27 protein-coding genes and 1 rRNA gene are annotated in these 26,039 nt (G+C 47.6%); 13 read left to right on the forward strand and 15 right to left on the reverse strand.

Going from position 1 to position 26,039, the window contains the following annotated elements; genetic code table 11:
- Positions 1 to 107, reverse strand: a 16S ribosomal RNA gene (locus KNP87_RS09720); the annotation flags it as partial.
- 341 nt (positions 108 to 448) lie between these two features.
- Positions 449 to 1,318: a nucleotidyltransferase-like protein gene (locus tag KNP87_RS09725; RefSeq protein WP_026833774.1), complete on the reverse strand. Its 870-nt coding sequence runs from the start codon at positions 1,316 to 1,318 to the stop codon at positions 449 to 451.
- A gap of 134 nt (positions 1,319 to 1,452) precedes the next feature.
- Between KNP87_RS09725 and KNP87_RS09730 the strand changes: the two genes are divergently transcribed.
- Entirely contained in the window at positions 1,453 to 1,815 is a 363-nt protein-coding gene (locus KNP87_RS09730; protein ID WP_012369565.1) for a DUF2614 family zinc ribbon-containing protein, read from the forward strand.
- Between the two features lie 15 nt (positions 1,816 to 1,830).
- Here the strand turns inward: KNP87_RS09730 and perR are convergent, their stop codons facing one another.
- On the reverse strand, positions 1,831 to 2,253 hold the full coding sequence (perR, locus tag KNP87_RS09735) for a peroxide-responsive transcriptional repressor PerR (protein ID WP_251135550.1): 423 nt from the start codon (positions 2,251 to 2,253) through the stop codon (positions 1,831 to 1,833).
- 174 nt (positions 2,254 to 2,427) lie between these two features.
- On the opposite strand from perR, the gene KNP87_RS09740 reads away from it, so the two are divergent.
- Positions 2,428 to 3,726, forward strand: coding sequence for a glutamate-1-semialdehyde 2,1-aminomutase (locus KNP87_RS09740; protein ID WP_119923749.1), 1,299 nt, complete (start codon positions 2,428 to 2,430; stop codon positions 3,724 to 3,726).
- Between the two features lie 58 nt (positions 3,727 to 3,784).
- Here KNP87_RS09740 and KNP87_RS09745 read toward each other — a convergent pair whose 3' ends face one another.
- From KNP87_RS09745 to mutY, 4 genes are all read right to left on the reverse strand, one after another.
- Positions 3,785 to 5,575, reverse strand: coding sequence for an ABC transporter ATP-binding protein (locus tag KNP87_RS09745; RefSeq protein ID WP_051524882.1), 1,791 nt, complete (start codon positions 5,573 to 5,575; stop codon positions 3,785 to 3,787).
- 42 nt (positions 5,576 to 5,617) lie between these two features.
- Complete coding sequence (gene ntdP / locus KNP87_RS09750; RefSeq protein WP_026833778.1) at positions 5,618 to 6,160, reverse strand: nucleoside tri-diphosphate phosphatase; 543 nt, start codon at positions 6,158 to 6,160, stop codon at positions 5,618 to 5,620.
- Positions 6,161 to 6,277: 117 nt separating this feature from the next.
- Positions 6,278 to 6,703 carry an SRPBCC family protein gene (locus KNP87_RS09755; RefSeq protein WP_026833779.1) on the reverse strand — a complete coding sequence of 142 codons (426 nt, stop codon included), beginning with the start codon at positions 6,701 to 6,703 and terminating at the stop codon, positions 6,278 to 6,280.
- Complete coding sequence (gene mutY, locus KNP87_RS09760; protein WP_214721543.1) at positions 6,703 to 7,719, reverse strand: A/G-specific adenine glycosylase; 1,017 nt, start codon at positions 7,717 to 7,719, stop codon at positions 6,703 to 6,705. Before mutY ends, KNP87_RS09755 begins: the two co-directional genes overlap by 1 nt.
- Before the next feature lie 110 nt (positions 7,720 to 7,829).
- Here mutY and KNP87_RS09765 point away from each other — a divergent pair, with 110 nt between their 5' ends.
- Positions 7,830 to 8,813, forward strand: coding sequence for a metal-dependent hydrolase (locus KNP87_RS09765; protein WP_214721544.1), 984 nt, complete (start codon positions 7,830 to 7,832; stop codon positions 8,811 to 8,813).
- A 63-nt stretch (positions 8,814 to 8,876) separates the two neighbouring features.
- On the opposite strand, the gene KNP87_RS09770 is transcribed toward KNP87_RS09765, so the two are convergent.
- The 5 genes from KNP87_RS09770 to KNP87_RS09790 form a co-directional block, all read right to left on the reverse strand.
- Positions 8,877 to 9,152 (reverse strand): YfhJ family protein, encoded by a 276-nt coding sequence (locus tag KNP87_RS09770; RefSeq protein ID WP_214721545.1) that lies wholly within the window; start codon positions 9,150 to 9,152, stop codon positions 8,877 to 8,879.
- Positions 9,153 to 9,154: 2 nt separating this feature from the next.
- Positions 9,155 to 9,469 (reverse strand): DUF1811 family protein, encoded by a 315-nt coding sequence (locus tag KNP87_RS09775; protein ID WP_214721546.1) that lies wholly within the window; start codon positions 9,467 to 9,469, stop codon positions 9,155 to 9,157.
- 59 nt (positions 9,470 to 9,528) lie between these two features.
- Complete coding sequence (locus KNP87_RS09780) at positions 9,529 to 11,589, reverse strand: ABC transporter ATP-binding protein (protein ID WP_214721547.1); 2,061 nt, start codon at positions 11,587 to 11,589, stop codon at positions 9,529 to 9,531.
- A 17-nt stretch (positions 11,590 to 11,606) separates the two neighbouring features.
- A complete protein-coding gene (locus KNP87_RS09785) occupies positions 11,607 to 13,334 on the reverse strand; it encodes an ABC transporter ATP-binding protein (protein WP_353049367.1) in 1,728 nt (575 codons plus the stop codon).
- A 349-nt stretch (positions 13,335 to 13,683) separates the two neighbouring features.
- Positions 13,684 to 14,505, reverse strand: a complete 822-nt coding sequence (locus tag KNP87_RS09790; protein ID WP_028106883.1) for a RecX family transcriptional regulator — start codon at positions 14,503 to 14,505, stop codon at positions 13,684 to 13,686.
- Positions 14,506 to 14,631: 126 nt separating this feature from the next.
- Between KNP87_RS09790 and KNP87_RS09795 the strand changes: the two genes are divergently transcribed.
- The 7 genes from KNP87_RS09795 to KNP87_RS09825 all read left to right on the forward strand — a co-directional run bounded on the left by KNP87_RS09795 (position 14,632) and on the right by KNP87_RS09825 (position 21,306).
- Positions 14,632 to 15,540, forward strand: a complete 909-nt coding sequence (locus KNP87_RS09795) for a TIGR01777 family oxidoreductase (protein WP_028106884.1) — start codon at positions 14,632 to 14,634, stop codon at positions 15,538 to 15,540.
- 15 nt (positions 15,541 to 15,555) lie between these two features.
- Complete coding sequence (locus KNP87_RS09800; RefSeq protein ID WP_028106885.1) at positions 15,556 to 16,701, forward strand: amidohydrolase; 1,146 nt, start codon at positions 15,556 to 15,558, stop codon at positions 16,699 to 16,701.
- Positions 16,702 to 16,959: 258 nt separating this feature from the next.
- Complete coding sequence (locus KNP87_RS09805) at positions 16,960 to 17,517, forward strand: GNAT family N-acetyltransferase (RefSeq protein WP_026829132.1); 558 nt, start codon at positions 16,960 to 16,962, stop codon at positions 17,515 to 17,517.
- Between the two features lie 133 nt (positions 17,518 to 17,650).
- Positions 17,651 to 18,337, forward strand: a complete 687-nt coding sequence (locus tag KNP87_RS09810) for a response regulator transcription factor (RefSeq protein ID WP_026833789.1) — start codon at positions 17,651 to 17,653, stop codon at positions 18,335 to 18,337.
- On the forward strand, positions 18,334 to 19,728 hold the full coding sequence (locus tag KNP87_RS09815) for a sensor histidine kinase (RefSeq protein WP_214721548.1): 1,395 nt from the start codon (positions 18,334 to 18,336) through the stop codon (positions 19,726 to 19,728). Before KNP87_RS09810 ends, KNP87_RS09815 begins: the two co-directional genes overlap by 4 nt.
- Before the next feature lie 133 nt (positions 19,729 to 19,861).
- Entirely contained in the window at positions 19,862 to 20,371 is a 510-nt protein-coding gene (locus KNP87_RS09820; RefSeq protein WP_251135538.1) for a TVP38/TMEM64 family protein, read from the forward strand.
- 53 nt (positions 20,372 to 20,424) lie between these two features.
- On the forward strand, positions 20,425 to 21,306 hold the full coding sequence (locus KNP87_RS09825; protein ID WP_214721549.1) for an aldo/keto reductase: 882 nt from the start codon (positions 20,425 to 20,427) through the stop codon (positions 21,304 to 21,306).
- A 42-nt stretch (positions 21,307 to 21,348) separates the two neighbouring features.
- On the opposite strand, the gene rlmD is transcribed toward KNP87_RS09825, so the two are convergent.
- Positions 21,349 to 22,734 carry a 23S rRNA (uracil(1939)-C(5))-methyltransferase RlmD gene (gene rlmD / locus KNP87_RS09830; protein ID WP_026833792.1) on the reverse strand — a complete coding sequence of 462 codons (1,386 nt, stop codon included), beginning with the start codon at positions 22,732 to 22,734 and terminating at the stop codon, positions 21,349 to 21,351.
- A 40-nt stretch (positions 22,735 to 22,774) separates the two neighbouring features.
- Positions 22,775 to 22,984 carry an SE1561 family protein gene (locus KNP87_RS09835; protein WP_026833793.1) on the reverse strand — a complete coding sequence of 70 codons (210 nt, stop codon included), beginning with the start codon at positions 22,982 to 22,984 and terminating at the stop codon, positions 22,775 to 22,777.
- A gap of 85 nt (positions 22,985 to 23,069) precedes the next feature.
- On the opposite strand from KNP87_RS09835, the gene yfkAB reads away from it, so the two are divergent.
- The 3 genes from yfkAB (at position 23,070) to KNP87_RS09850 (ending at position 25,661) form a co-directional block, all read left to right on the forward strand.
- Complete coding sequence (yfkAB, locus tag KNP87_RS09840; protein WP_214721550.1) at positions 23,070 to 24,182, forward strand: radical SAM/CxCxxxxC motif protein YfkAB; 1,113 nt, start codon at positions 23,070 to 23,072, stop codon at positions 24,180 to 24,182.
- Positions 24,183 to 24,262: 80 nt separating this feature from the next.
- Positions 24,263 to 24,445: a hypothetical protein gene (locus KNP87_RS09845; RefSeq protein WP_026833795.1), complete on the forward strand. Its 183-nt coding sequence runs from the start codon at positions 24,263 to 24,265 to the stop codon at positions 24,443 to 24,445.
- A 43-nt stretch (positions 24,446 to 24,488) separates the two neighbouring features.
- Positions 24,489 to 25,661 (forward strand): MFS transporter, encoded by a 1,173-nt coding sequence (locus tag KNP87_RS09850; protein ID WP_051524884.1) that lies wholly within the window; start codon positions 24,489 to 24,491, stop codon positions 25,659 to 25,661.
- 83 nt (positions 25,662 to 25,744) lie between these two features.
- Here the strand turns inward: KNP87_RS09850 and KNP87_RS09855 are convergent, their stop codons facing one another.
- Positions 25,745 to 26,032, reverse strand: a complete 288-nt coding sequence (locus KNP87_RS09855; protein ID WP_026833797.1) for a hypothetical protein — start codon at positions 26,030 to 26,032, stop codon at positions 25,745 to 25,747.
- Positions 26,033 to 26,039: the final 7 nt, after the last annotated feature.

Consider the following 26,039-nt stretch of genomic DNA (forward strand, 5'->3'; position numbering starts at 1 on the left):
TCCCTTCACTTCCCTCCGAAGAGTTCCGTGAGCTTCCTGCGCTCGACTTGCATGTATTAGGCACGCCGCCAGCGTTCGTCCTGAGCCAGGATCAAACTCTCCATAAAGTGTTTGACTTGCTCGTTGTTGTGACCGGAGTCACGTTGACGAAGCTTGCGCTTCATTCATTGTTTGTATCCGAAGATACGTTTTTTGCCTCATCGTTCAGTTTTCAAAGTTCGTCGTGTCGTTTTCAGCGACTTTAATAAGATATCACGGAATAACTTATGCGTCAATCCTTTTTCCAAATTAATTTATCGCGTCATCGGCGTGTGCCTGTCGACATGTATTAATATACTATCTCGAGATAATAACGTCAACACTTTTCCCTTAATTTTTATTGTGTTATTTTTTCCTTCTATAATATGCCGACGTTTTTTATTTTAACCAATTAAAAAAAACCGGTCTATTAGACGACCGGTTCATACGTTACGAGTTCTACTCCCAAACCTTTTGTCCGTTGATAAGAAATACGAACCAATCCTTTACGGATAAAGAAATCAATCAGACTGCCTAAGTCCACTTTCAGCTCTTCCAAACGATCGTCTTCCATCAACTCATACATCGTCCACGGCCGATCGTGTTCCCGCATCACTTCAAATAAGTATTTCCCGCCGGACAATACCTTGGACTGCAACAAGTGCTCGAGACCAATCAACGCTAAATGAATCCGTTGCTCCAATGTTTCTTCGCTTAATAATAATTGTTCATACAGCTTGTAGACGTCCGGATCGTCTAAACGTGCCTGTTCCCAAACGACGACTTCCGGGTGTGCCCCTTTTTCGAGAACCGACAACCGTGCCAAATGATGCAAGGCATGGTGGACATGCGTGTAGGCGTCATAGTAGTTTCCGCGACTGAACAGATTTCTTCCGTCTTGAAAACGGCGCAACAGTTTTGCGAACGACAGGGACATTTGCAAACATCGTTCCGTCTCCGGAAAATTAAGTAATTGTTTTTTTAAATCCGTTAAATAATCATTTCGTTCAAAAATAATGGTCCCTTCTGATATCCAATGAACCGCTCGCCGATTCGCATTTAAAATCAGCCAACGCGATAAGACCTGTTCGTTTACAAGATGTAACGAAACACGTAATGTATCCAAACGGTAATGTTTGACCGTCCATTCAATTGATGGATCACGTGTGATCACTAGAAGCAAGACATCAAATTGATCCGTCAGCGAGTCTCTCGGCTGTCTTTTTTCAACGGAGATGATGCCCTGCGTCTCCGGATAAGCTGCATATTCCGAATAAATCGTGCGTGTCACTTGTTCCATTTCCCTCTCACCCTTCTTTGCTCCGTACTCATCACTCTGATCATTCGTCCGTTACCATTTTCGACAAAAAATCAACCGTTCCTGCTTCAGACTCGATCCAACAATATGCTAGACTGACTACAGGGGGAATTCATGTGAAAAAACAACGTAAAAATAAAATAAACCGTGCCCGTAACTTGGCAATGTTCCTTGTTTTCGGCGGAATGCTTGTCATGTACGGCGGTCTTTTGTTAAAACAATTCGAAATTATCATGGTCATTTTAATGCTGGTCGGATTTGTCATGGTGCTTGCAAGTACAGCCCTTTATTTCCTCATTGGACTAACTTCGACGAAAGCCGCTGTTGTCACCTGTCCGAACTGCGGAAAGGAAACGAAGGTTCTGGGCCGGGTCGATTTATGTATGCACTGCGACGAACCGCTGACGATGGACCGAAATCTTGAAGGTAAAGAATTTGATGAAAAATACAATAAACACAGTAAACGAGCTCCCCGCTAAAGGAAGCTCGTTTTTTCATTGCACCTTCGATTGGCAGTCCGGACAAGTTCCGTATACTTCTAAACGATGACGATCCACTTTGAAACCTGTCAAGTGGGCAGCAACCGTCTCGACGTCATCAAGAACCGGGTAATTGAAGTCCACGATTTTTCCACAGCCTTCACAAATCATATGATAATGGCGAGTCGTGACAAAGTCGAAGCGACTCGACGCATCCCCATAATTCATTTCTTCCACGATTCCTTTTTCCCGGAAGACCCGTAAATTATTATAAACCGTCGCCACACTCATATTTGGAAAACGATGTTCGAGCGCACGATAAATTTCATCTGCTGTCGGATGGGTATGTCCCGTCGTTAAATATTCCAAAATCGCATGACGTTGTGGTGTCATCCGAACGCCTGATTCACGTAAAGAGCGTACTGCATCATCTAGCATCTCGTTCGCCACGTCATCCCCTCATTTCTATCTTTCATTGATTATTAGATTGTAATCTTTATAATTAGTCTACCTACATTCTTTCTTTCCGTCAACGGCTCTGCTCCCCGTTTGACGGACATGATACAATCATATCGTGATATTTTTCACGTATCAATGATTGGAGGAATCATCATGTCAACTCATGCAAACCGCCCAACTTCCGAAGCATTATATGAAGTGGCACAAAAATGTATCGTCGGAGGCGTCAACAGCCCTTCCCGTTCTTATAAAGCAGTCGGAGGCGGTGCCCCCGTTTATATGGAACGCGGAGAAGGTGCTTACTTTTATGATGTCGACGGCAATCGTTATATTGATTACTTAGCAGCTTACGGACCAATCATCACAGGTCACGGTCACCCTCATATTACAGAAGCGATCACGAACGCTTCAAAAAACGGCTTATTGTACGGGACACCGCATCGTCTGGAAATTGATTTTGCCCACAAACTCCAACAAGCGATTCCTTCTTTGGAAAAGGTCCGCTTTACGAACTCCGGAACAGAGGCCGTCATGACGACGATCCGCGTCGCCCGCGCCTACACGGGACGTGAACTCGTCGTCAAGTTCAGCGGATGCTACCATGGTCACTCGGACTTGATGCTGATTGCAGCAGGTAGTGGTCCCGCGACCCTCGGTTCACCTGATTCAGCCGGTGTGACGAAAGCAACTGCCAAAGAAGTCATTACGACACCGTTCAACGATATTGAAGCGTATCGTCAGATCATGAAGGAATGGGGCGATCAAGTCGCCTGTGTCCTCGTCGAACCCATCGTCGGTAACTTCGGGATTGTTGAACCACAACCTGGTTTCCTCGAAGCGATCAATGAAATCACCCATGAACATGGCGCGCTCGTCATCTACGATGAAGTCATCACTGCTTTCCGTTTCATGTACGGCAGTGCCCAAGAACTTCTGAACATCCGTCCGGACATGACGGCACTTGGAAAAATCATCGGTGGCGGTTTACCGATCGGGGCATATGGCGGTCGCCAAGACATTATGGAACATGTCGCACCACTCGGTCCGGCTTATCAGGCGGGTACGATGGCCGGTAACCCGGCTTCGATGGCTGCCGGAATCGCTTGCCTTGAGTTACTCGAACAACCAGGTGTTTACGAAGAGTTCGATCGCCTTGGCGCGAAGCTTGAACAAGGTATTCTCGAAGCAGCAGACACACATGCTGTCACGATTACGATCAACCGCCTCAAAGGAGCCTTGACGGTCTACTTCACGGATGAGACGGTCGTCGATTATTTAGGAGCAGAGCGTGCAGACAGTGAGATGTTCGGCCGTTTCTTCAAGTTGATGCTTGAACAGGGCGTTAACCTTGCCCCTTCTAAGTATGAAGCCTGGTTCTTGACGACAGCTCACACAGAAGCAGATATCGACGAGACGATTGCTGCCGTCAACCGTGCCTTCGCACAACTGTAAGCTGTTCCCCTTTCATATCACATAAAAAGGCTATTCCGTAAAACGGAATAGCCTTTTTTTATTCAACGAGCTCTAGGTTTTGGATCGCATACAGTTCAAAGTAGGCACCACGTTTACGCATCAAGTCCTCATGACGTCCCATCTCCGTAATCTGACCGTTCTCGATGACGACGATTTTATCGGCATCGGTAATGGTCGAAAGACGGTGGGCAACGGTAAACGTCGTCCGTCCTTTGGCGAGACGCGCCAGCGAGTCTTGAATCATCGCTTCACTTTCCAAATCCAACGCACTCGTCGCTTCATCTAAAATCAAGATCGGTGGATTTTTGAGGAAGACACGGGCAATCGCCAGACGCTGTTTTTGTCCGCCTGATAATTTAACGCCCCGTTCGCCGACCGGTGTTTTATATCCATCTTGCAGTCGTTCGATGAATTCATGGGCATTGGCGGCTTTCGCTGCAGCAATGACCTGTTCATCCGTCGCCTCCGGATTTCCCATCTTGATGTTCATCTCGACCGATTCACTGAACAGAATCGATTCTTGCATGACCATTCCGATTTGATCACGTAGACCCCGCAACTTCAAATCACGAATGTCGACGCCGTCAAGGGTAATCCGTCCGGAAGAGACGTCATAAAAACGCGGAATCAGACTGACGAGGGTTGACTTCCCTCCGCCTGACATGCCGACAAAAGCAATCCGTTCCCCGGCCTGAACGTCGAGCGTCAAACCGTTAATCGCCCGTTCGCCGCCTTCTTCATAGGAGAAGCTGATATTTTCAAATTGAACGTTCCCTTTGACAGCAACCGGATTTTTAGCTGTCGCTTTTTCCGTGATGTCATACGGTTCATCCAAAAATTCGAACATCCGGTCCATCGAGGCAATCGACTGGGTCAATGTCGTCGATGAGTTGACGAGCCGTCCGAGCGGTGCGTACAGACGGTCGATATAGGCGATGAAGGCAACCATCGTCCCAAGTGATTCTTGACCGTTCAAAACAAGGAAAGCCGCAGCACCAAAAATCAAGATTGGTGCAAAATCAGTAATCGTCGAGACGACGACATATGTCCGGGCGTTCCAGTTGGTTTGGCGTAACGCAGCTGTCAAGAATCCGTCATTTTGCTTTTTAAAGGCACGGTTTTCATGGGGTTCGAGCGCAAAACTGCGGATGACGGCCATGCCATTGACACGTTCCGTCAAGTGACCTTGCAGTTCAGCCAGTGCCGCGGACCGATCACGCGTCAGACTGCGAAGCCGGCCATAGAAAAATTTCACGGCAAGCGCATAAAACGGCAACGGGATGATCGCGACGAGTGTCAGCTTTGGATCAATGGTCCACATGATGGCAATCGCAATTAAAATCGTAATCATATCGAGCCACAAGTTCATCAGACCGGTCACGACAAAGTCTTTTGTTTGTTCGACGTCATTAATGATCCGTGAGATGACCTCACCTGTTTTAGAATTTGAATAAAATCGAAGTGATAATTTCTGCACATGATCAAACAGTCGATTCCGGACATCAAACAGAATTTTCGAAGCGGACCACTGGGCAAGGTATTGCCGAATGTACTCGAGCGGTGGTTTGACGACGAGGAAGACGAAGAAACCGGCTCCAATCAGATACGCCAACTCTTTACTGCGTTCCGCCAATGGAACAGTAGTCGTCTCCGATAATAAGTTATCGATAATGTATTTATAGAGTAACGGTAACCCTAACGGAATCGAGAATTTGATGATCCCGACAAATACGGTCAGGAGGATTTGTTTCTTGTATGGTTTGACGAATTCCATGTATCGCCGGATCGAACCTTTTTCTTTTGATCGTACTTGTTTTGTTCTAGCCATGTGTTTCCCTTCTTTCCACTAAAAAAAGACGATGGCGAACCATCATCTCCGATATCTTGTTTCGTATTCACGATACCACGTTTCAACGAATGCTGGATTAAACGGACCCTTCCGACTCCGAATCCATTGAATCAAAATTTGGACGTTGTCTTTTAGAATACGATCAATCGCTTTCGGATAATTCATCTCGCGGCGATGTTTTTCGTACTCGTCCTCATCCAAAATCATGTAAGACATGTCTGGATACACCTTGATGTCTAAATCATAATCAATGTACTTGACTGCTCGATCCTTTTCATCAAACGTCGAAGGTGACCCTAAGTTGCAGTAATAGTAGATTCCGTCTTCACGGATCATACAAATTACATTAAACCAGAGTTCTGTCGAAAAATAACAAATCGCGGGTTCGCGTGTCCGCCACTGACGACCATCCGATTCACTGACCATGATCCGGTCATTGAATCCAATCAATTCTTCATCCGTCGATTTAAGCACGAGCGTTTCTTCCCAAACTCTGTGTAAGCTGCCGTTATGTTTGAAACTTTGAATCTCAATCTTGCTACTTTCTTTTGGGAATCGACTCATGTGCTACTCCTTTCTGAAGCTTTTTATTCAGTTTTTTCTCTACTCTCGTGCTTATTATACCCATTTTCAGAACACATGAAAAACGAAAGGCTATTTTTTCAGGAAAATGACTGGTATTTATTTTGAAAAATGATGCAAGATGGCTTGTTTTCGTTGCTGAAACATCGGCCGAAGAATAAAGGCGTCGACAAACCATTTGGGAAAATAGGATTTATAGATTAAGTCGTCAATCATATATACGCCATCCTGACGTTCTTCGACACGGTGTGTATGACACCAAGCAGCGAAAGGAAACGGCACCTTCACTCCGACGTCAACAAATGCATCTTTGCCGACCATCGGGATGATCGAATCCCACTGTACAAAAATCGGCGGTACTCCGACCTTTAGCTGGATCGTATTGCCGGCATACGTCCGGGTATCACCGATGGTCTGAACTTTCGGAAAAGTCGTCATGCCGGTTAATGCTTTAGCGTCACTTAAAAATAACCAAGCTTGTTCTTTTGTCGTCGGGACACGGGTTTCCGTCATAAAACGATTCATTAAAGTTCCTCCTTTAGTAGACGATCAATCTTCATCTGGGCGACTGAAATCGGTTGCTTGGCATACGTTTGTTCATCCATCAAGACGGTCCCTTCCGGTTGGATCGTGACACGATAGACCGTAATGTCCCAAATCCGGTGGGAAAAGATATGTTTGACACTGCCAATACGCGTTCCCGGCTGCTCTTCTGACGTTTCGACCAGAGGGTATTGCCACATGCCCGCGAGGAGTCCTGTATCGGGACGTTGCATGACTGCCACTTGACCGTTTTCTTCATATACCAAGGCGTCATACTGAATCGTCTGCGTTTTCCCTTTTTTAGTTTTGACCGGAAGCTCTGCTTGAACAGACCGCTCGTAAGCGAAACAGACATCATTGACCGGACAAAGTCCACACATCGGTGATTTTGGCGTACAGACCATCGCGCCCAGTTCCATCAAGCCTTGATTGAAACTTGAAGGATCCGTGTGATCAATTAACTCATGGACAGCAGCTTCGAATACTTTTCGTGTTTTTGGAGCGGCGATGTCGTCATAAATCCCCAAGACCCGTGATAAAACACGCATGACGTTTCCATCAACAGCCGGCTCCGGATGTCCGTAAGCGATAGAGAGCACGGCACCTGTCGTATAAGGACCGACCCCCCGCAAACTTTCGAATCGTTCCTTTTCATCCGGTACAATTCCGCCGTATTTTTCAACAACTTCCTGAACGGCGATTTGAAGGTTCTTAACACGGGAATAGTACCCTAAGCCTTCCCAATATTTTAAGACTTCACTTTGTTCCGCCGCAGCCAAGTCGTGTGGTGTCGGAAAGCGTTCCGTGAAGCGGTGGTAATAAGGAATCACCGTATCGACCCGTGTCTGTTGCAACATGATCTCACTGATCCAAATATGATAAGGATTTTTCGTTTCACGCCATGGCAGTTGCCGTTGTTCGCGCAAGAACCATTGCACCAGTTCGGTTGTAAAATGTTGCTTATTAAAGTTTGTGAAATATTCTGTAACGAGAGTCAAAATTCTACCTCTTTTCTGTCTGATACGTTATAGTAAGTTCAATTAACCATGAAATCACTCTACGATTCTTTTTTATTATCTTGAATACTTTATAGAGGAGCGAATTCGCATTGGATACTGGTACGCATATCGGAATGGGACTTTGTCTCGCCGCCATTTCAACACTTGAACCCGATGTCGCAGCAAATGCCACACTGTTCGCTGCCGTCACCACTACAGCTTTGGTCGGTTCCCATGCTCCGGACTTTGATACTGTATTTAAATTTAAAGGCAACAGTGCCTATCTCAGACAACACCGTGGTAAATCACATGGCTTAATCGCTTTGATCGCTTGGCCGTTGTTGTTGTCGATCGTCATCGGCGCTTTATTTGGTGTTCCACCTACTTCATTATGGCTGATGGCACAGACCGCTGTCGCCCTTCATGTCTTCGTCGATCTGTTTAATGCTTACGGCACACAGGCACTCCACCCCTTTAAAAGGACTTGGATCGGATGGGGTGTCATCAATACATTTGATCCGTATCTGTTCACGATGTATTACAGCGCGTTCGGCATCTGGTTGCTGACCCGGGCGACAATTGTCATCTTCCCGATTCTGATTGCGATCGTCATCATCTACTACGCCGTTCAGTTTAAGTTGCGAAACGACGCCTTGGCAACGGCAGCCCGTTACTACGGCGGAGCCCATAAGCTGTTTATCTCTCCCGGTATGAAATGGGATGAATGGCATGTCGCGGCCCGCTTGCGCAATGAATATGCTGTCGTCAAAATCAATGCCGGTACCGTCGTCGAATGCGGTAATTTCCGGATTAAGGACGAACCGCATGGAGACGAATTATACGAAATCGTCAAAGAAAATGCCGATTTGCAAGCTTTTCTCGAATTCTCAAAAATTCACACGTATACCGTTTCACGAAAAGACGGGATTGTCGAATACCGTTTCACGAACTTACGTTACTTTACGAAAGAAGTTTATCCGTTCGTCGCGGTTGTCCGGATCGATGCGGCCTCCCGCCAGATCGTCAGCTCGTACACCGGCTGGGTCTTCAGTGAACGTACGTTACAAAAAAAACTGGTTGTCCCTGCACTATGAATAAAGGACTCGTTACCCGAAACAACTTCCGGGTCAACGAGTCCTTTTTTTGTTGCACCTGAATCACTGGGTGTCGCGCCCGATCATCAGATGTTTGAATTTCTCATTTGTCGTATTGAAACGATGAAGCATCGCTCCATGCTGTTTGATCTGTTGCTGAACGAAACGTACGGCAACAGCCTCGCCTTGATACTTTTCGCCCGCACGTGCGAGCGTCGCCTCGAAATCCTCCCACAGCACTTCGACCCATGTCAACGCTTCGAGCGGTGTCAGCGTCTCATTGACAAGTTGCAGTTCATTTGCCAGTCCTTGTAATGCTTCTGAACGGTTCTGTTCCATCATCATTCCTCCTCTTCTTGAATCAATGCCAGTGGAATCGCCACTTCATTGACCGTCCCTTCAAAATGCCCCCATCCCATGACACCGTTGACGAAATGCAACTCGAATCGCGCTTCTTCCCCGTCGATCCGGTAAAAGCGTCCCGTCTCGAACCGGCTGGCATCAACGAGATAACTTTGGGCAATCGCAATCTTTCGAATGATGACTTCCACTTCACTCATGTTGCCGTGTTGCTCCGCTTTTCGTTTTTGTTCATTCAACTTCGTCGCGAGCATCTCTAATTCATACTTCGACAGTTGACTCATTCGTGTATCCATCAAAAAACTCCCCCTCTTCGTCATTAGTATATACGAAAAGAGGGAGGAGAATCATAGGGTTAGCTTGATTTCAGTTCGAGATTCCGTTTGCTTTGCAAGGCATACATTTTGGCGTAGATGTTTTGTTTTGCGAGCAACTCTTCGTGTGTACCACGTTCAGCAATACGTCCTTGGTCAAGAACAATGATTTCATCCGCGTCTTTAATCGTCGACAAGCGGTGGGCGATGATGAATGTCGTCCGCCCTTTCGTCAACGTCAACAACGCTTCTTGAATCATTGCTTCCGTCTCGGAGTCGACACTCGCCGTTGCTTCATCGAGCACCAAGATGGCCGGATCAAAGGCCAGTGCCCGGGCAAAACTGATCAACTGCCGTTCCCCGGCAGATAAGGTCGCCCCTTTTTCGATGACCGGTTCATCCAGTCCTTTCGGGAGCCGGTCAATGAATCGATCCGCGCCCACTGCAATGATGGCTTCACGGATACGCTCTTCCGAAATGGCCGGATTTCCAAGCGTGATGTTCGACCGAATCGTTCCCGTGAATAAAAACGGATCTTGCAAGACAATCCCCATATGATCCCGAACCGCCTGCTTCGGGAGTTTCGTGACATCTTGTCCGTCAATCAACAACTGTCCGGAGGACGGATCATAAAAACGCATCAATAAGTTCATGATCGAACTTTTTCCGCTGCCCGTATGACCAACGAGAGCAACCGTCGCCCCCGGACGCGCATCAATTTCAATGTCTTGCAACACAGGATGACCCGGATCGTAACTGAATCCGACCTGCTTGAACTCGACACGTCCCGCAAAACGAGCAAGGCGTCCTTTTTCAACGTCTTCTCCTTTCTCATCCAGCAACTGGAACATCCGGTCCGCGGAAACGAGTGCCTGCTGCAATGGAGACAACTGGTTCATGATTTGAGTGACCGGTTCAAAGAGACGTGAGACATAGTCGATATAAGCGTATAAAATACCGAGCGATAAAAACGTCCCGTCAGTCAAACTCTTTCCGGCGACGACCCAAATCAACAAAGCGAGTGTCAGGTTTTTCAAGAAATACGACAAGTTGTGCGACATCAAGGCATCGAGCCGTAATAACTTCGAACGGGTCTGATAATTCTCTTCGTTTTTCTGTTCGAATTCTGCCAACACTTCTTTTTCCCGCGCATAGGCTTGAATGATCGGCATCGTTTGAATATTTTCATTCAACTGACCGTTCATGTCGGCGACAAGCGACCGGACCTTAAAGTTGTTTTCCGTCGCCAATTTTTGAAACAGCTGAATCCAGAAATAGACGATCGGGATGATCAGGAGCGAGACCAGTCCCAGACGAATATCGAGGAAAAACATCGCTACTAAAATTCCGGCCATCGTGATCAACCCGGAAAAGACCCGCGCCAACACCCCTAGATATAAATCACGAATCGTTTCCGTATCATTCGTCACCCGGCTGACGATTTTCCCGATCGGTGTTTGGTCAAAGTAGCGGACCGGCAACCGTTGTAAATGGGAAAAAACATCAAGACGCATCCGTTTGACGATTTTATGCGCCGACCGCTGAAGCAAGATTTGCTGAATCCAGTTCAGCCCCGCTGCAATCAACAGCAAGACGATATAAAGGAGCGACAACCAACCGACCGCTTTTAAGTCGGAGGCGTAAAAGTCATAGACTTGCCCTTGCGTCAGCTTTTCGACACCCGAATAACGGAATGTCTCGTCGCCGCGTGTGATGGTCAACGTTCCGTCGGTCACGTTCCGTTCTCCACCGCTGACGACTTGCTCCGGAACAAAATAATATCCTTCTTTCGATTGGACGATTGAAATCGGTTGAATGATGGCAGACTCAGATACGTCTTTCGTCTTCGCGAACTCTCGTCCTGCGTATTCCACCGTTCCGCCCGACTCCACTTCGACCCAATCCTTTTCAATCGCGACGATATGCTCGTCGATGATGACTTTTGCGATGTACGGACCGGTCAATTCTGCTCCAACCGCCAGAATCAATAAAAACAATCCCAGGAAAATGGCGCGTTTCTCATACATCGCATAGCGGACAAGCGAACGAATCGTCGTTTTCCGACGAACAGGATCCAGTAGATACAACTCTTCTTCATTCATGTTTGACACCTCCTACCTTACGTTTCTTCACTTTGACGTTCAAATTGCTCGGCATACCAGCCCTGGCGTTCCATCAACTCTTCATGCGTTCCGCGTTCCGTCACTTGACCGTCTTGGAGGACAAGAATTTCGTCCGCATGGGCAACAGCGGACAACCGGTGGGCGACGATCAACGTCGTGGACTGCTCACGATTGGTGCGAATCGCTTCGATGATATGTGATTCGGTTTTCGCATCTACAGCTGACAAGGAGTCGTCGAGCAATAACAATTTCGGTTTCTTCAACATCGCTCGAGCAATCGAGAGCCGTTGCTTTTGTCCACCGGATAGCGTGACACCACGTTCGCCGACTAACGTCTCAAGACCTTGATCGAGCATCGTGACATCTGTCGTAAACGAAGCGAGGCGAATTGCTTCTTGCAATTCCGCTTCCGTTGCCGTTCCGGCACCAAACAAGATGTTATCCCGGACAGTTTTCGAGAACAGTAAATGTTCCTGCGAGACATAACCCGTCCAGCCCCGGACCGTCTCAAGCGCCACATCTTCGTACGGCGTCCCGTTGACTTTCAACATGTCGCGTCCGACCGGATATTCGCGGAGGAACTGGCGTAGCAACGTCGTTTTCCCGGCCCCTGTCGGACCGACGATTCCAATCGTCTTCCCTTGTTCAATCGTTACGTTAACGCCGCGCAAGGCCGGTTGATCCGTTCCCGGATACGTAAATGTCAAATCCGATACTTCAATCGTTTCCGGAGTCGCTACGTCGACAACCGGCGTTGAGGTGATCAGCGGCTTAACGCGCATCGTCGCCTGCAGACGGTCAAGACTTGCCGTTCCACGCTGGATGACATTGATCAATTCCCCGAACGCATACATCGGCCAGATCAACATCCCGAGGTAAATATTGAAGGCAACGAGCTGTCCCAGCGTGATGTCGTTCGTAAAGACAAGGTACGTCCCGAACGATAAACCGATCAAATAACTGATGCCGACTAATAATTTAATGATGGGTTCAAACAAGACATCAATTTTGGCGACGTGCATGTTTTTATCAAACACATCAGTCGTCACGTCATCAAACTTTTTGACATCGATATCTTCTTGAACAAAAGAACGAATGACACGCAGACCAGAAATCGATTCCACGACTTGGTCATTCATCGTGCCGAACGCATCCTGTGCCGTCATGAAACGTCCGTGAATCTGACTGCCTAGCTTGTTCATCGCATAAGCAAGAATCGGCATCGGCAACAGTGCCGCCAGTGTCAATTTCCAATCAATGGCGACACCCATCACGACGAGCGTAATCGCCGTCATGTTCAACGAATCGACGAGTGTCAGGACACCAAACCCGGCTGTCCGTTCAACCGCCTTCAAGTCATTGGTCGCCAGCGCCATTAAATCGCCTGTTCGATTGCGCTGATAAAAGGTGGGTGTCAGTTTTAACAAGTGCGTAAAGAACTGACTGCGTAACGTGCGTTCCAGTAAAAAAGCTGTTCCGAATAATTTCGCAAGCCACAAATACGTCAAGATAAAGGACGCGATTGAAATTACGACAAGACCAACCACATACTGGATCAAGGTCGTCCGGTCCATTGAACCGGACCGTAATCCGTCAATGACTTTCCCAATCAGCCATGGTGGTGTCAGGTCGATGAAGCCGGTCACGATCAATAACAACACGGCAACTAAATACGATTTTTTATGTTCCTTCAGAAACCAACTGAGTTGGCGAAATAATCGCACGATGGTTCCCCCCTTTGTCGTTCATAATGGTGTTATCTGGTTTCCAAGCACGCAAAAAAGGCAGACTGATTTCCGGAGCAGTCCGGGAATCAATCTGCCTTTCTAAAGACGATTTGAATCGACAATATGGTCTGCGTGCTCGGGAAACGGATTCCCTGTCAATCGCACACTGAATGAGTGTTTATACGAGTTCGAGAGTCTCCGCCATATTCAACTGTTGGATGGATGTGATAACAATTGGCTGTTTCATGTGACGGTTCCTCCTTTTCTTAATCTGTGCGTAGGATAGCATAATTGTCGAACAATTGTCAATTTTGTGTCTAGATTTTAAAAAATGGCTTACCTTTCGTCAAATCCCGTCTTCTTCTTCCTGTTTCACCTGCTCAATCGCTTCTGAGACAAGCGCATACGGGAAGCCTTTTCGGACAAGGGCCTGCTGTGTTTTTTGAACACGGGCGAACGGCTCCAGGTTCCGGTATTTCGGATAGTACTTCCGGGCTTGATACAATGCAGCCGACTCTTCCGTTTCCGCTTCGACCTCTTCAAAAACAAGTTGTAGCCCCTGTCTTGTGACTTCCGTTGAGAAGCCGCGTTGCATCAACGTTTGCTGCAATTTTTGTTTGAGTTCCCGAACCGATCTTCGCGCCAGTTCTTTTTGTTTTTGCCGCAGAAATTTCAGTACTTTTTCCAGTTCTTCTTCTTCCGTAAACTCCGCGAGTGCTTCGTCGATATACGACTTCGGAACCTTCAAGGCTTCGAGATCCCGGCGAATCTTTCCGGGACCTTGCGGCGTCGTCGCTTTTTTCGTTGCCGTATATGCCAAGGCAAACTGTTGGTCATTCAGGTATTTTTGATCGGTCAACCGTTTGATGGCATGTTTCACCGCGTGCTCCGGTGTTTCTTTTTCCATCAAGTAGGCTTCGACTTCACTCGTCGCCCGCATCCGGTAAGACAAATGATTGAGGGATAAACGATAGGCTTTTTGCTGTTCTTCCGCCGTCAGGACTTCCTTGACGAAATCATCGTCTAGCTCTTTGTCACGCTGTAGATTATATTTGATTAAAATATCGACATCGACGGCAAAGGCGTATTCTTCTTTGCCCTCCCGCTCAATGTAGATATTAAAACGTTCCGTATTTTTCTTTTGGGTGGAGATCCGTTTGATTTTCAAGTCTGTTCCTCCTTTTTCATTCTCTTTCTTCCACGATAACATGTTGAATGAGGTTTGAGTGAAATGGACAAACGGGAACATATGTACAAGTATTCATTTAGATAGAACGAGAGGATGACTTCAGCTATGAAAATCGCAATTACAGGCGGAACCGGAATGATCGGGCAGGCATTAACAAAACGATTACTTAACGAAGGACATCAGATTAAAATTCTGACACGGTCACCGAAAGCCGCAACGGGATCCATTTCTTACGTGGAATGGTTGACAGACGGAGCAGCACCTGAACAGGAATTAAACGATGTCGATGCCTTCATCCACTTAGCCGGCGCTTCGATCAATGAAGGACGTTGGACGGAAGAGCGGAAACGCGTGATTCTTGAAAGTCGGATCGATTCGACGAAAGAACTTGTCCGGATCATTCAAGCACTCGATTCCAAACCCGCTGTCGTCTTATCGGCTTCTGCCGTCGGGATTTACGGTCAGGATCGCCACCAAACATTTTCAGAAGAAACCGTGTTGCCTCCGACGGCAGACTTCCTCAGCCATGTCTGTGTCGCTTGGGAAAACCTTGCTGAACCGATTGCCGAACTCGGGATTCGTCTCGTCCATCCACGTATCGGTGTCGTTTTAAGTACGGACGGCGGTGCCTATCCGCTGATGCGACTGCCGTACAAACTGTTTGGCGGAGGAACGATGGGCGACGGTAAACAATGGGTTTCTTGGGTCCACATCGATGATCTCGTCGAACTGTTCCTGTTTGCCTTGACGACTGAATCCGTCAGCGGACCGGTGAACATCACGGCACCTCATCCGGAGACGATGCGCCGTTTTGGTCAAACGATTGGTCAGGTACTACATCGTCCCCACTGGTTACCTGCCCCACGCTTTGCGCTTGAGCTTGCTCTTGGAGAAAAAAGCGTCATCGTGCTCGAAGGTGCACGTGTCATTCCCAAAAAAGCACTCGAAAACGGCTTCAAGTTTCGGTATGCTGAATTAAAGGATGCGCTACAGAATCTTGAGCACACAAACTAATACAGGGGCTGACAAATGGTGGATGTTTTAATACGTAATGCACATATCTTCCCGATTACATCAGATAGTTTTTATGGGGATATCCGAATCAAAAACGGTAAAATTGATGAGATCAGTGAGTTGCTTGACGCTAAAGAAGATGAACGGGTCATTGAAGCTGAAGGACGGTTCTTGCTGCCTGGATTCATTGATGCCCATACGCATCTTGGTTTATACGATGAGGGAACCGGGACAGTCGGAAATGATGCCAATGAAACGATTTTCGCGATGACGCCCCATTTACGGGCCATCGACGGTGTGTATCCGCTCGATGAAGGATTCAAGGAAGCGATCGAACACGGGATTACGACGGTTCAAGTCATGCCGGGCAGTATGAACATCATCGGCGGCGTGACGAGTGTCATCAAGACACACGGTCGATTCATCGACGATATGATCCTTCGGAAATATGCCGGACTGAAAGTAGCGCTCGGTGAAAATCCAAAGCGTGTCCATAGTGCAGGCCGTGCCGGTGAATTGACTCGGATGGGCATCATGGGCATGTTGCGGGAAGCGTTTCTCGAAGTCAAGATGCAACGGACGGCAGATACGTTTGCCCACCGGATGATTGAACGGGTTCTCAAAAGAGAGATGCCGCTCCGTGTCCATGCACACCGTGCGGATGATATCTTATCGGCCATTCGCTTTGCGGAAGAGTTTGATCTGGATGTCCGGATCGAGCACTGTACAGAAGGTCATCTCGTCGCAGAAGAGTTGCAACAATTGCCGATCGAACATGTCACGGTTGGTCCGACGTTTACCCGAAAGTCAAAAATCGAACTGAAGAACAAAACCTGGGAAACATATCGGGTCCTTCATGAACACGGGTTGGAGATTTCGATCACGACGGATCATCCGTACACACCCGTTCAGTACTTAAACTTATGTGCAGGACTGGCAGCACGCGAGGGCTTGCCGGTCGACATCGCCCTTCGCGCCATTACGATCAATCCGGCCCGTTCCATTGGTGTTGACGATCGGGTCGGCTCAATCGAACCGGGAAAAGATGCCGACCTCGTTCTCTGGAGTCACTTCCCGCTCGATTATCTGGCGAAGCCGCTCATGACGATGATCGACGGAAAAGTCATTTTTGAACATCCACACCTGACGTCCATGTCTTAAAAAAAGCCTTTGATTTTAACGGAAATCCGTTGAAATGCAAAGGCTTTTTTCTTTGTGAAAACCGTCCCTTTTTGTTTGCAGGAAATGTCTTGTTTTTGTATGTTTTTTCACAAAAATTATTTACTTGCTTTTTTAAAAAAAGAAGGTAATATTATCTTATCCGACAACTGAAGAAGGCATACCATGCGCGGTTCAAACGAGTCAGACAGGTAGCTTTCGACAATCATTCTAGCGGTCTTAAGAAGGAGGAATGGAAGTATGCTCAAGCAACGGGAGCTGAGCGACTGCGCTGATTTGTTCGAACTGATGCAGCATCAAGACGTATATCCGTACGTCCGCCAAAAAACACGGTACTTTGATGAATTTCTGTTTACTACAAAGCAGGCAATCGAAGAGGAAGAGCGCGGAGAACTGGTCTCCCGCACGATCCTAGACGAATTTGACCAACCAATCGGTACAATCAGTTTACTCGATATCGAAGGACAGTATGGGTTTCTCGGTACATGGTTAGGTAAACCGTATCATGGGAAAGGGTACAACAATCTCGCAAAGGAAGCCTTTTTTGCGGAATTATTTTTTGACCTCGAATTCGAAAGTGTCTTCATGAAAATCCGCAAGACCAACATCCGTTCTCAAAAAGCAGCGGAAAAGTTGCCGTACGCCTTTTGTGCGGATGAATTGCGCCCAACCTTACTCGAACAGTTGAACACGGGAGAAACCCAGTTCACCCTGTATGAAGTCTCGAAATCAAGTTTTCAAATGTATATCCACGGACGCGAATTCGAAACCGTCTACGAACAACAACTCGAAGCATGAGAGGACCTGTCCTCTTGTGCTTTTTTACTGTTCGTTGATGCGGAACGAAACCTTCAAATGGTATGATGATAAGGAAAATTCATCTTTTGGAAGAGGATGCAACGTCTTCCTATATGAAATGGAGCGATTACTGATGCCGGAACAATCCTTTAAAATACTGGTTGTAGACGATGAAGCACAAATGCGTGACCTGCTTGTCTCAAACCTTCAAAAAGAAAACTACCACACGACGACCGCTTCAAACGGTCAAGAAGCCCTTGACCAAATGCAGCAAGATACGTTTCATCTTGTGTTACTCGATGTCATGATGCCGGAAATGGACGGATTAACCGCTTGTATGCGAATCCGTGAATTTTCGAATGTCCCGATCATCATGCTGACGGCACGTTCCGACGAGCTCGATCGGATTCACGGTTTAAAAATCGGAGCTGATGATTACATCACCAAACCGTTCAGTCCACGGGAGTTGTTGGCACGGATCGAAGCGACCCTGCGCCGTTCGCATCGTTTTACGGTCGATCAATCGGCCACGTTGACGATCGGAAAACTTGAGCTGGATACGGAAAGCCGGAGTGTCCATGTCAGCGGAAAGCCCATCAGTTTGACACGGAAGGAATTTGATTTGCTCCACCTGTTTGTCCAAAACAACGACAAAGTTTTTTCGCGTGAACAACTGCTCGACCAAATCTGGGGTGCGGATTATATCGGAAATCTTCGGACAGTCGATACCCACATCAAAACACTCCGCCTCAAGCTCGGTGAGGCTGGTGGCTCGATTCAGACCGTCTGGGGTATCGGGTATAAGTTCGAGGAAGTATGATTAAACGGTATACCATCCGTCGCCGGATTTGGATTACGATTTGGTTTACAAGCGTGTTCTCAGCCATTTTGTTCGTGTTGCTGACATTTTACTTGTATGACCGCTTTTATTTACAAACGCAGGAAGATCTTCTGCTGAACCGCGGGGAAAAGTTGATTAACATCTATGAATCGGAAGGCTTGTCCGGCGCCTTTTACGATGGCATGACCTATACGAACGAATTGACCGAATCGAAAGTTTTTTTCATCGACTTTCTGAAGAAAAATCCGGCCGGTCTACGCTTCTTGACGAATGCGGATATTGAACAGTTACGGAACGGCGAAACGGTCGTTTCAAGCCGGATGCACCCGATCGAAGGGTCGGACATTCTCATGACAGGTTTTCCGATCATCGAAAATAACCGTCTTGTCGGAACACTGATTCTGTATCTTGAACTGGGTCAAATCAGTGAACCGTTCCGTCCGCTCCGCTTGATGATTTTCTTCATGATCGGCTTGATTGTCCTCAATCTCGTCATCTTTGGACGCCAGATCATCGATACGATCATCCGCCCGCTGATCGATATGAAACGGGCTTCGACGGTGTATGCACAAGGTGATTTTGATTACCGGATTCCGATCCAATCCGACGATGAAATCGGCGAGCTGGCGGAAACGTTAAACAAGATGGCGGAATCACTCGGTGAAGTGGATGAACAACGCAAAGAATTCTTGGCTAATGTCAGCCATGAATTACGGACCCCCCTCTCCTACATCCGGGGCTATACCGAAATGATGCAAGATCAAGCACTCGATGACAAAACGCGTGATCAATATTATCAAATCATCGAACGGGAAACGGAACGCTTGCAACGGCTCGTCAATGATTTACTGGATCTGGCTCAACTGGAACGGGATTCTTATCCGATGACGAAACAGCCGCTCGTCTTCAGCCAAGTGCTTGAAGATGTCGTCTACCGCATGGAACCGATTGCTAAAACAAAAGGCGTATCGATCATCACGGATTTTGATCCAAGTCAGATTGTCCTCGGAGATAATGACCGACTGGAACAAGTCATCGGAAATATTTTGGATAATGCCTTACGATATACGCCGGCTTCCAAAAACATCTATCTCTCGACCAAAACGGACGATGAACGGACGGTCTGCACGATTCGGGACGAAGGGGAAGGCATTCCGCCTGAACATCTGGAACGATTGACGAAACGGTTTTACCGGGTCGATAAATCACGGACCCGCAAAGACGGCGGAACCGGTCTCGGTCTCGCCATCACAAAACATATCATCGATCGGCATGACGGAACCATTTCCTTTGAATCGGCGCTCGGTGAAGGAACGACGGTCCAAATCATATTACCGTTGCTGCCGGACGAAGAAGATGGATTCGCTTGATCCACGTTGACCAAACCGGTTGATTGCCGCCGGTTTGGTTTTTTGAATTTCTCAGAAAGGACGTTTTACTATCGAAGCGACATTTCTTCATTGGCTGGAGCAAGCCGATACATTTTCTGTACCGATCAGTCTGTTGGTCAGCATACTCGTTAGTTTGTTTGGTGTGTTGCCCAGTGCATTCATCACTGCCGCCAATCTGCTTTATTTTGGCTTTTGGGAAGGGCTTCTGTTGTCCTTTCTCGGAGAGGCTCTAGGTGCCGGGATCGCGTTTTACGTTTACCGTCGGGGTTTCCGGCAGATCGAGCCGCTGATTCAGTCACCCCTTGTCTTGAAATGGCTCGATAAATTGACGAAACAGACGGGATGGGACGCCTTTTGGTCAATCCTCTTTTTACGGCTGCTGCCGTTTGCCCCGTCCGGACTGGTCACGTTCTTGAGTGCGACAAGCGGTGTCTCGGCGCTTGTGTTTTTGAGCGCCAGTACGATCGGGAAAGTACCGGCCCTCCTACTTGAAGCGTTTGCCGTCAACGAATTGATTCAGCGTGACTCGCTCATCCCTTGGCTGATTGTCGGTCTGTTCCTAATCTGCTACCTGTTTTATTGGTGGAAGAAGCGACGACAACAATCAGGGGTTAACGATTGATGCAACCGTTTTCTTCGTTTAGTGTAGAGAAGTACACAAAGGAGGAAAAGAGCATGGAATTACGTTCATTTGGTCAGACCGATATTCAAGTCTCCCCGCTCGGCTTTGGTGCCGGTCACATCGGTTCCGACGCTTTATCGGATCAGGAAGCAAGCCGGGTCTTGCACCAAGCCTTGGACCTGGGCATCCGCCTGTTTGATACGGCGCGCGGCTACGGCTTATCCGAGAAACGACTCGGTCACTTCTTAAAACAACGTCGCCATGACGTCGTCCTGTCAACGAAGGTCGGATACGATGTACCCGGTGCAAAGGATTGGACCTTTCAAGCTGTCGCCGGCGGAATCGATCAAGCACTCTTAACGATGCAGACGGACTTCATCGATATTATCCACCTTCACTCTTGCAGCAAGGAAATACTCGCGCAAGACGACGTCATCGAGGCGCTGGAACGGGCAAAACAGGCAGGAAAAGTCCGGCTGATTGCTTATTCAGGCGATCGAGATGACTTGGATTACGCCGTCAAAACCGGACGCTTCGACAGTTTTCAAACGTCGGTCAACCTTTACGATCAACGGGTATTGGCTGATGCCGTACCGGAGATTCACCGGCAACAAAAAGGAATCATCGCCAAACGACCGATTGCCAACGCCCCTTGGCGGTTTGACACACGACCGGTCGGACAATATGTCGAGCCTTACTGGGAGCGGGCAGAGCAACTTGACTTCCCGCTTGAGGAATCGTCCTGGCTTGAGACAGCTCTTCGTTTTACAGTCTTTGAGCCCGGAATCACGAGTGCCATCATTGGCACGGCGAATCCGGAACATCTAATTCGTAACGTCCGTTTGCTCGAACAAGGTCCCTTGTCGACGGCACGTGTCGCGGATCTAAAACGCCGTTTTCAGGAACAAGATCAAAATTGGCTCCAACAAACCTAAAAAAATGCCTCATTCCTTTTAAAGAGGAATGAGGCATTTTCATTAAAATTTCTTCTTTTTCTTTTTTTCCAAGACGACGATTGCTTCGACATGCGCCGTTTGAGGGAACATATCATACGGTTGAATGTAGCTGACTTTGTAGTCGGCTTTCATCAAATGATCACAATCCCGTGCCAGTGATTGTGGATTACACGAGACATAGATGATTTTTTTCGCTTTAGAAGAAATCATCGCATTTAATAACTGTGTGTCACATCCGGCACGTGGTGGATCGACGATGAAGACATCAGGTACCCATCCCTCTTTTACCCAACGTGGAATCCAGGCTTCTGCTTTCCCGACCACATAATGGGCATGATTAAAACCATACTGTTTCATATGGGCTGTCGCATCTTCGACGGCTTCTTCGACGATTTCCATTCCACGGACTTCTTTTGCTCCGCTCGCCACCCAAAGACCAATCGATCCAACACCCGCGTATGCATCAACAACACGTTCTTCACCCGTCAAGGCAGCTGCTTTCACGACTTCTCCATACATCCGCTCCGCTTGTTCCGGGTTTAACTGGAAGAACGCCCGTGGTGACAGTTGATATGTGAATTCACCCATCTGTTCCTCAATCCGTTCCACGCCGCGGAGGATTTCTGTTTGTTCCCCAAACACGCGTGATGTTAATTTATCGTTGATGTTCAAGGCGACTGAGATGACACCGGGAATGTCATAGATATCACGGGACAATCCTTCAAGATCCTTGAATCCGTCCTTGAACGCCACTAAGACCACTTGAATTTCACCTGTTTTGATTCCCGTCCGCACGACGATGTTACGGATGACACCATCTTGTTTGGATGAACTGTAAACCGGTACATTGTAGTCGTTCAACAATTGCGTGACCGCATTGTTGACACGTAACGTCTCTTTGTTTTGCACTACACACTCATCAATCGCCACTAAACGGTTTGAGTTTGCGGAGTACAGACCACTGACGATTTGGTTGCCTTCTTTTCCGACGGCGAATTGTGACTTGTTACGGTATTCCCATTCTGTCGTACCGATCGTCTTACGGATATCCGCCTTTTCAACATTGAGCTTCGTTGATTTGGTAAAGGCGTTCCGTAACATCTCTTCTTTGTACCGGAGTTGTCCTTCGTAGCTCATGTGCTGAAGCTGACATCCCCCGCATTGGCTGTAGATCGGACATAACGGCGTCACACGATCCGGTGAACGGACATCCCGCTTGAGGATTTTAGCATTGGCAAAGTTATTATGAATTTCTGTAATTTCGATTTGAGCGGTTTCACCGACAAGCAGACCTGGTATAAAGACGATTTGTCGTTCCAGTGTTGCAATCCCTTCACCGTTAATCCCCATGCGTAAGCAAGTCACGGAACGTGTTTCGCCTACCTGTAATTTAATTTTTGTTGTCATCTGATCCATCCTTTCCATGATCCAAATCAAAAAGCGGTCTTTACGAACCGCTTTCTGATTCCTCATGTTCCTTCATATCTTTTGCATAACGAAGCACCTTGGCTTTCAACTGATCCAAGGAAGCGGCTAAACGTTCCAAGTCCTCAATATCTGATGTTTCATCCAATGAATCAATCGTATGGCATAAAAGCTGCATTCTTGATTTTAGCACATTCATCTGCCCAAGTTTATCAGTTCTTGCTTTTCCCATTATTCTGACTTCCCTTCTTCTTCTTTCTTCCATCGTTCATTTAGCATACGATACATAATGGAGCACTAAAAGGAGGAATATGATCATGTCATTAAAATCACCCATCACCATCGAGAACGATCCGTGGGAAGCATACCGCGATATCGAACAGTACGGGCACTCCAGACTGACTAATATCGAAGTCACGACCACGACCCTTTGTAATATGCGCTGTGAACACTGCGCCGTCGGATACATGTTATCGAACAGCGAAACACCTACCATTCCCGTCGAACTCCTCATCAAAAGACTGGATGAGATCGAACATCTCCGCGCCTTCTCGATTACAGGCGGGGAACCGATGCTGTCGATGAAATCGGTTAAGGAATACGTTGTCCCTCTACTTAAGTATGCCCACGAACGCGGGGCTAAAACCCAAATCAACTCAAATTTAACACTTCCCCTCTCACGATATGAATTGATCATCCCTTATCTGGATGTTTTGCATATCTCACATAACTGGGGAACAGCCGATGACTTCATCGATGGTGGTTTCGCCATGATGGAGCGTAAACCCTCTCGTGAAGCCCGGACAAAACTGTTTGAACAGATGAAAGAAAATGCACGAATCCTGAACGCGCGTGGTGTCCTCGTCTCCGCCGAAACGATGATCAACAAGCGGACGTTACCGCACCTCGAAGCCATTCATCAGGAAATCGTCGACATGGGTTGTGTCCGGCATGAAGTGCACCCGATGTACCCGGCAGATTTCGCGTCGATGATCGAAGCCGCCAGTCTCGATGAAATCCGTGACGGCATCCACCGTCTACTGGATGCCCGTGACAAAAACGTCTGGATGCTGTTTGGAACGCTGCCGTTTTATGCCTGCTCCATGAAAGAAGACGATTTAACGCTCCATCGCCGTCTTCAAAGCGAAACGAACGTCTCCGTCCGAAACGATCCCGACGGTCGTTCGCGGCTTAACGTCAACATCTTCGACGGAGAAATCATCGTCACGGACTTTGGAGACGAACTCGCCTCACTCGGAACGATTCATGAGACATCCTTTAATGATGCCTACGCGATGTGGCGCCAAACGGAACTGAATCAAAGCTTGTCCTGTCACTGTCCGGCCGTTCAATGCCTCGGTCCAAACGCACTTGTCAAAAATGCGTATTATCCGGAAGTAGACTTCCTCAAACAATCCAGCCGCCTCTGATCAGGTTTGAGTCTCTTTGAAAACGGGAAAAGTCTGTCACAAAGTTGACACACTTTCCTTGTTCGAAGGGGGTTTCAAAAATGGAATGGCTCGTTGGGATTGTTGCGATTATTGGAATGTTCAGCATGGTACTCGGAATCATGATGATCGGCATTCGTGCGTCTCACAGTATTGAACACGACGAAGTGTTCGATCAAACGGATTGGGACGAACATCTCTTGCATATGCCACGTCCGACACGGTTCGAACAAAAAGATCAATAAAATGAACATGCCCCGGTGTACAGAGGTACATCCGGGGCATGTTATGCTTAATAAAAAAGAAAGGCAGTTGTTTGTTGTGTCACGTCGTTTTGCTCTGATTCTTTCAATCGTCTTCATTTCCGGTTTTACCCAAGGACTACTCATCCCGTTGCTTTCAATTTTGCTTGAACGTCAAGGAACACCCGCTTACATAAATGGATTAAGTGCTGCTGTTCTCTACATCGGTGTCATCGTCGCCGCGCCATTGATGGAAAAGCCGTTGCGTCGTCACGGTTACGTCCCGGTCATTTCCTTCGGACTGGTGCTAGTCGCTGTCGCCGTCTTTGCTTTTCCCCTGATTCCAAGTGTCCTTGCTTGGATGGTGTTACGGTTCGTCGTTGGTTTTGGTGACCAGACGCTTCATTACGGATCACAGGTCTGGATCACTTCAATCACACCAAATGACAGACTCGGACGCACGATGTCCTTGTACGGGATGGCATTCGGACTCGGTTTCGCCCTTGGTCCGCTCGCTGCACCGCTTGTTGATGTCATCGACTGGCTTCCTTTCGTCTTGACAGGGACATTGACTGTGCTCGTTTTGATTTTCTTGCGGCAAATGCCGAATGAAAAACCATCCGATATCATGCCGGAAGAACTCCAATCTGCCGCATCTCGCTACCGGCTCGTCTTGACGAGTGCCTGGTTTACATTATTGCCGGGATTCACGTACGGCTTTTTGGAAGCAACGTTAAATGCAAGTTTCCCTGTTTTTGCGACACGAAACGGCTACGAACTATCACAGACGAGTACGTTAATTACGACTTTCGTCGTCAGCTCTTTATTGATGCAGCTGCCGCTCGGTCGATTGGCGGATCACTTCGGAAAACGGAACACGCTGATCACCGTCCTCAGTATTGGAAGCGTCGCTTTTTTAATTGCCTGTTTTCTGTTTCAAAGTTACGGCGCCTTGTTCACGATTTTTGCGATTAGCGGAATGGCCCTCGGATCGACCTATTCGCTTGGCGTCGCTTATATGACGGAACAACTTCCGAATCATTTACTGCCGACCGGGAACTTGCTTGCCGGCATCTCCTTCAGTCTCGGATCGATACTTGGACCGATTTCAGGGAGTCTGTTCGTCGCGTTACCCCCAAGCTTTTATTTCAGCTTGTTTGTACTGGTTCTCGCGACTCTCGCCTACCTTCTGTTTCGTTCTAAGCCGGTGTTACCTTAACTACAGACAAAGACGGTCGTTCCTTATCGTGGAACGACCGTCTTTGTCTTTTTCCGTCTACGGATCACGTTGAAACCGTACGTTTATTTTACGATTCCGACCTGCCGAAAACTATGCCAGAGCTTATCGTCGATTGCATAGGGTTGTTCTTTTGCACGCTTCAACTCTTCTGTTTCCAGCAAGACGACGACCTCTCGACCGTTGATTGACCAAACTGAATCGTACCCTCTTTCTGCCTCAACGATTTCCACATCGACGTCCCCATGTGTTTCCTTTAATTGTTGACTGACACAGGTAACGACGAACCGAGCAAACTCATCGCGTGGACGACGATTGGCAATGATCTTTCGAACGATCTCATTCCGTTCCACTTCTCTC

This window comes from Exiguobacterium sp. s192 (assembly GCF_018618795.1).
Lineage (GTDB): Bacteria > Bacillota > Bacilli > Exiguobacteriales > Exiguobacteriaceae > Exiguobacterium_A > Exiguobacterium_A undae.

Coding starts and splice junctions, on each gene's coding strand:
- KNP87_RS09815 (WP_214721548.1), top strand. CDS start 18,334: ATGATTAAACGGTATACCATCCGTCGCCGGATTTGGATTACGATTTGG.
- perR (WP_251135550.1), bottom strand. CDS start 2,253: ATGCTAGATGATGCAGTACGCTCTTTACGTGAATCAGGCGTTCGGATG.
- KNP87_RS09755 (WP_026833779.1), bottom strand. CDS start 6,703: ATGAATCGTTTTATGACGGAAACCCGTGTCCCGACGACAAAAGAACAA.
- KNP87_RS09740 (WP_119923749.1), top strand. CDS start 2,428: ATGTCAACTCATGCAAACCGCCCAACTTCCGAAGCATTATATGAAGTG.
- KNP87_RS09835 (WP_026833793.1), bottom strand. CDS start 22,984: ATGGGAAAAGCAAGAACTGATAAACTTGGGCAGATGAATGTGCTAAAA.
- KNP87_RS09795 (WP_028106884.1), top strand. CDS start 14,632: ATGAAAATCGCAATTACAGGCGGAACCGGAATGATCGGGCAGGCATTA.
- KNP87_RS09825 (WP_214721549.1), top strand. CDS start 20,425: ATGGAATTACGTTCATTTGGTCAGACCGATATTCAAGTCTCCCCGCTC.
- KNP87_RS09725 (WP_026833774.1), bottom strand. CDS start 1,318: ATGGAACAAGTGACACGCACGATTTATTCGGAATATGCAGCTTATCCG.
- KNP87_RS09810 (WP_026833789.1), top strand. CDS start 17,651: ATGCCGGAACAATCCTTTAAAATACTGGTTGTAGACGATGAAGCACAA.
- KNP87_RS09745 (WP_051524882.1), bottom strand. CDS start 5,575: ATGGCTAGAACAAAACAAGTACGATCAAAAGAAAAAGGTTCGATCCGG.
- KNP87_RS09775 (WP_214721546.1), bottom strand. CDS start 9,469: ATGGATACACGAATGAGTCAACTGTCGAAGTATGAATTAGAGATGCTC.
- KNP87_RS09850 (WP_051524884.1), top strand. CDS start 24,489: ATGCTTAATAAAAAAGAAAGGCAGTTGTTTGTTGTGTCACGTCGTTTT.
- yfkAB (WP_214721550.1), top strand. CDS start 23,070: ATGTCATTAAAATCACCCATCACCATCGAGAACGATCCGTGGGAAGCA.
- KNP87_RS09800 (WP_028106885.1), top strand. CDS start 15,556: ATGGTGGATGTTTTAATACGTAATGCACATATCTTCCCGATTACATCA.
- KNP87_RS09780 (WP_214721547.1), bottom strand. CDS start 11,589: ATGAATGAAGAAGAGTTGTATCTACTGGATCCTGTTCGTCGGAAAACG.
- KNP87_RS09845 (WP_026833795.1), top strand. CDS start 24,263: ATGGAATGGCTCGTTGGGATTGTTGCGATTATTGGAATGTTCAGCATG.
- KNP87_RS09805 (WP_026829132.1), top strand. CDS start 16,960: ATGCTCAAGCAACGGGAGCTGAGCGACTGCGCTGATTTGTTCGAACTG.
- rlmD (WP_026833792.1), bottom strand. CDS start 22,734: ATGACAACAAAAATTAAATTACAGGTAGGCGAAACACGTTCCGTGACT.
- KNP87_RS09770 (WP_214721545.1), bottom strand. CDS start 9,152: ATGGAACAGAACCGTTCAGAAGCATTACAAGGACTGGCAAATGAACTG.
- ntdP (WP_026833778.1), bottom strand. CDS start 6,160: ATGAGTCGATTCCCAAAAGAAAGTAGCAAGATTGAGATTCAAAGTTTC.